The organism is Polaribacter sp. BAL334 (assembly GCF_015767435.1).
Classification (GTDB): Bacteria; Bacteroidota; Bacteroidia; order Flavobacteriales; family Flavobacteriaceae; genus Polaribacter.
On the sequence record NZ_JADWOV010000194.1, the window covers coordinates 1 to 4518 of the forward strand.

The 4518-nt window shown below is 33.8% G+C and carries 4 protein-coding genes and 2 pseudogenes; all 6 read right to left on the bottom strand.

Annotated features, from left to right (window positions below; translation table 11 throughout):
• Positions 1-145 precede the first annotated feature (145 nt).
• Positions 146-400 (bottom strand): annotated as a pseudogene (locus IU405_RS15585) (OmpA family protein); the annotation flags it as partial.
• Between the two features lie 50 nt (positions 401-450).
• Complete coding sequence (locus IU405_RS01030) at positions 451-1569, bottom strand: restriction endonuclease subunit S (protein WP_197436772.1); 1119 nt, start codon at positions 1567-1569, stop codon at positions 451-453.
• Complete coding sequence (locus IU405_RS01035; RefSeq protein ID WP_197436773.1) at positions 1566-3041, bottom strand: class I SAM-dependent DNA methyltransferase; 1476 nt, start codon at positions 3039-3041, stop codon at positions 1566-1568. The genes IU405_RS01030 and IU405_RS01035 overlap by 4 nt, the downstream gene beginning before the upstream one ends.
• A gap of 172 nt (positions 3042-3213) precedes the next feature.
• Complete coding sequence (locus IU405_RS01040; RefSeq protein WP_197436774.1) at positions 3214-3462, bottom strand: hypothetical protein; 249 nt, start codon at positions 3460-3462, stop codon at positions 3214-3216.
• A gap of 83 nt (positions 3463-3545) precedes the next feature.
• Complete coding sequence (locus IU405_RS15590) at positions 3546-4013, bottom strand: ParB/RepB/Spo0J family partition protein (protein WP_317193334.1); 468 nt, start codon at positions 4011-4013, stop codon at positions 3546-3548.
• Positions 4014-4055: 42 nt separating this feature from the next.
• Positions 4056-4235, bottom strand: a pseudogene (locus IU405_RS15745) (DUF5131 family protein); the annotation flags it as partial.
• Between the last annotated feature and the right edge of the window lie 283 nt (positions 4236-4518).

Genomic DNA, 4518 nt, shown 5'->3' on the forward strand with positions numbered 1-4518 from the left:
ACCTTATTCTTTCATGTAATAAATTGCACATTTTGTAATTTATCGTTTCATCAAGAGATAAATTTCGTTCTTGTAAAATTGAAATAATTTCTTCATCAGTAACATCAAAAGGATCAAGACATTCAGAAACCAACAACTGCATATTGTCATTATTTGGACAGCCATCATATCTTTCATATCCATACTCGTCTGGACAATCATCATCTTTATCTGGAATACCATCTTCATCAGTATCAGGGCATCCATTAAATTCTTCTAATCCAAAATCATCAGGACAATCATCATCAGGATCAGGAACACCATCCTCATCAGAATCAGGACAGCCTTTAAACTCAACCAATCCAAAAGTATCAGGACATTTATCCTCTTTATCATTTACCTTATCTCCATCAGTATCTTTATTACAAGAAACTAACACTGAGCATACCATCAGTAGTAAATAAAAATTCTTCATACCAACTCCCCTTTAAACGCCTTTTGCAAAAGGCTATTAAACAAACTCTCTGATTGCTCTAAACTCTTTTGTGCAATGGCTTTTTGTTCTTCTATTACTGCCACTCGCTTTGCAAATTGGTTTTGTAATTCAATTGATGGTATCAAAATCTCTTTATCTTTGATCATTGGAACTGTCAATTGAGGAATGGAGGAGCCACCTTTTCTAAACTCTAAAAATGAGAGAGCAATTTTTAAATAATTTAGTAAAACCATCTCTGTATATGGTGTAATCACAATTAATCTTATTATTGGAAAAAATGGAGTTTTTCTTATCTCAGGAAATCCAATAGTTCCTCTCGCGGACATAGTAATACTATCTTCCTTTACTTTATTTATATTTGTAAATCCATACAAAGCATTTTCACCTAATCCATTAGAATATATTGGAACATTATACTTCTCATTTAATTCTTTTGAAAAACGGTCTTTTGGTACATCTCCTCCTGCAAAAAGAGATTTAGAAATTTCAAATACCCTTTTTTTCTCCCACCCTTTAGGATTACTCACAGGATCCCCAAACATATCCAAAAACAAAGCTTGTGTGAGTTCGTCATACTTTGCAATTAATGCTTTGTCATTCTGTCTTAAAGCATCTGCAGCATCCAGTATGTTGGCAATTTTCTGTTGTTGTTGGAGTGAGGGTAGAGGGATTTGTATTCCTTTAATCTGATCAGTATTAAGATTCTTATAAATTGCTCCTACTGCTTGTGACTTACTTTTTAATTTGTTGTATTTAAAAAATCTATAAAGATATGGCGTGAATACTTTTGATACATCTAAGTTTCTAAACCCAACAAATCCATCATGAATACATGCATCTACTGTCAATATACAAGGTTCACCTGGATCACCACTAACTGCAATAATAAAGTCTCCTTTTTTCATTGGTCTACTTTTAGTTGCACCTTCTTCAGTTAGAAAGTCAATCTTTGGTGTAACATACATCCCATCTCTGGTGACATCAGAAACCATTAATCTTGGAACGTTCCCACCATAATATCTTACATCACCCTGTGGTCTTGGAGAAGAACCTCTTACAACAGTTGCAACTTCATCAATAGTTATAAATTTCATTTCAACAACTCTTCTAAGATTAGTAATTGTTGCTTATTCTCTTCTTGAAGATTTTTGATGTCCTGTATAATCACGGATGGTTGTGCATACGTCACTTCATCATATACTACTTCCTTGTATCTGTTGATAGACAAATCCCAGTCATTGGCTTGTATGTCTGCAAAAGGAACTAAGAAACTTCTATCAGTACGCTTTCTATTTGCTTCTGCAGTGAGGTTATGGTATCTTGAAACAATGTCTTGTATGTCATTATCTTTAGTTTCAGCACGTTTGTCATCTAAAGTATACCCATCTGCTTGCATGTCATAGAACCATACTTTATCTGTGCCACCAGTTCCTGTTTTAGTAAAAAACAAGACTGCTGTACTTACTCCTGCATAGGGTTTGAATACCCCACTTGGCATAGAAATTACAGCATCTAACTTGTGGTTTTCAATAATCTCTTGTCTAATCTGTTTGTGAGCATTAGAAGATCCAAATAGTACCCCATCAGGCACAATTACAGCGCATCTACCACCTGTTTTCATCATACGCAACATCAAACCTAAGAACAGTAATTCTGTCTTCTTAGACTTCACCATTTTGAGTATTGATGTTTCTACACCATCATAATCCAAGCTTCCTTTAAAAGGTGGATTGGCAAGTATCAATGAGAATCTATCACGTACATCAGCATTGCTTTCACTCAACGCGTCTTTACCAATCAAATTAGGACTTTCTATACCATGCAACTGCAAGTTCATTGCACCAATGCGCAACATGGTATTGTCAAATTCAATACCTGTGAACATGTCACTGTTGTAGTGTTCTCTAAATCCTTTATCATGAAACCAATCGGGATGGTTTTGGTGGATGTATTCTCCTGCAGAAACTAAGAATCCTGCAGTACCTGCAGAAGGATCACAAATAGTATCTTCCTTAGTAGGTTGAACCATATCTACCATCATTCTAATGATATGTCTTGGTGTTCTAAACTGACCATTGGTTCCTGCAGTAGCAATCTTAGAAAGTAAGTACTCGTAGGTATCTCCTTTGGTATCTCTATCTTCCATTTTGATTTTATCAATCAATTGAACTACTTGATCCAACAATCTTGGAGTAGGAATCATAAAGGTAGCGCCACTCATGTATTGAGCAAATACTCCATTTTCAGTACCCACTTGTTTCATGTGGTCAAATACTGATATTCCACCAACAGTAGCTCGTGTAAACAAGTCAAACATAGCTTGTGGCTCTTTGTTTTTAAAAGAGTTCCAACGCAATTCTTGCTGCTCAGGTGTAAAGATGATGTTAGCTACTGGTTTCTTAATCATAGCTGCTTTTTTCTCTTCTAGCAACTGTGTTTCATCCAATCTGCGTATGAATAGTAAGTAGGTAAACTGTTCAATTACTGTAAGTGGATTAGATACTCCACCTGTCCAGAAGGACTCCCATATTTTATCTACTTGTGATTTTAATTCTCCTGTGATCATATTTTATTACTGCTTATTAAAGATTTGGATCTTGTAAAATATTCTAGTGAGTAAATATAGTTAATTGCAGAGATACTTGGATATGGGTTATGTGAGAAAAGTAACATCAATAATATTTAGCAGAAATTAAAACATACCTTAAACCTTTTGGTCAAAGGCTAACTAAGATAACTTAGTTCACTATGCAGAATCCAAATTTATTTTTTTGTTTGGAAGTACATAACTCGATTTGACTTTCTTCTATAACAATCAATATACCCTCAATTGTTCCAGTTTTAAAATCATCTTCTGCCTGCTTAATAGTATCATACATTTTAATTGCAATCGAAGCTTTAGAGCTAGATTTAATTTTTGGTTTTGCAGCTGAAATCTTTTTTGCAATGCTACATGCAGCTGAAATAGATATGTGACCATTATCCATTTTACGAACAAGTTGTTTAGATACTTTTTCAATAACAGTGTTATATCGAGTAATAGTTGTTCTTCCAACACCAGCAATTTTAGCTAATTCAAGTGTAGTATCAATCGATGTGGATATTCCAGTTTTTTACCACCTTTTGAAAGGTTAGCTATTGCCGTTTTTTCTATGGTTTCTTTAGAAAGGTATGCGAGTTTGATTTTTTCAATTTGTGATAGATTTCTTCTTTGAAACTGATGCTTTACCATCCATAATTTAATATCATCAAGGCTTTGAAATTCTTCCTTTACCTCTTTTGTTGGTATTTTCTTTTTATTCAGTTTAATGCAAGCTTTAAGCCTTGTATGTCCTTCAATAACTAGTTTATCTCCGTTTGGTGTTGTGAAGTATAATATTGGATCATTTAATCCATTCTTTCTGATGTCTTGCTTTAGTTGTGTATAAAGCTCTTTATCCATAAAAGGCAAGTATGATTTCAGTTCCCAGATTGTTTTTAAATCCTGAAAATCATCTATGACAAGGTATTCATTATCAAATAGAGTGATTGTAGCCATTGAATCATCTTCTACCGTTGGATTAGTCCAGTATATTTTTCCGTCTATTTGAGACCCTCCTTTGGCGTGATATTTATGCTCCTGATGTATTGTAGGATCATAAGGGTTAGGGTTGTTTCTGATTTTACCCCATTGCTTAAAGAAAAATGGGATACCTTGTTCATCACAGTTCTTTTTAACTTTAAGCACCCAATCTTTCTCTAATGGTCTTACTTTATTGCTTCCGCTTTCTCCGCGACCTTAAAACCCTAACAATTGACATTCAATTAGTTATGGTTTTTTATTTAATTATTATCCCCACAATTTACATGAAACTATCATGGCTAACCGTTCTAATAACTATTGATAGCCAATTATTTCAAAATTCAAACGGATTATTTCCCAAAACAAAAATGTAAATCGTTGTAAATCGTCAGCAAAAAGTGTTATGATTTAGACAAAAATTAAGGTAGTGTTTTAAAAAATCTTTTATCTTTGAATTAATAACTAAAAACTCTCTTATAAA

Coding starts and splice junctions, on each gene's coding strand:
- IU405_RS15590 (WP_317193334.1), bottom strand. CDS start 4,013: ATGGCTACAATCACTCTATTTGATAATGAATACCTTGTCATAGATGAT.
- IU405_RS01030 (WP_197436772.1), bottom strand. CDS start 1,569: ATGAAATTTATAACTATTGATGAAGTTGCAACTGTTGTAAGAGGTTCT.
- IU405_RS01035 (WP_197436773.1), bottom strand. CDS start 3,041: ATGATCACAGGAGAATTAAAATCACAAGTAGATAAAATATGGGAGTCC.
- IU405_RS01040 (WP_197436774.1), bottom strand. CDS start 3,462: ATGGATAATGGTCACATATCTATTTCAGCTGCATGTAGCATTGCAAAA.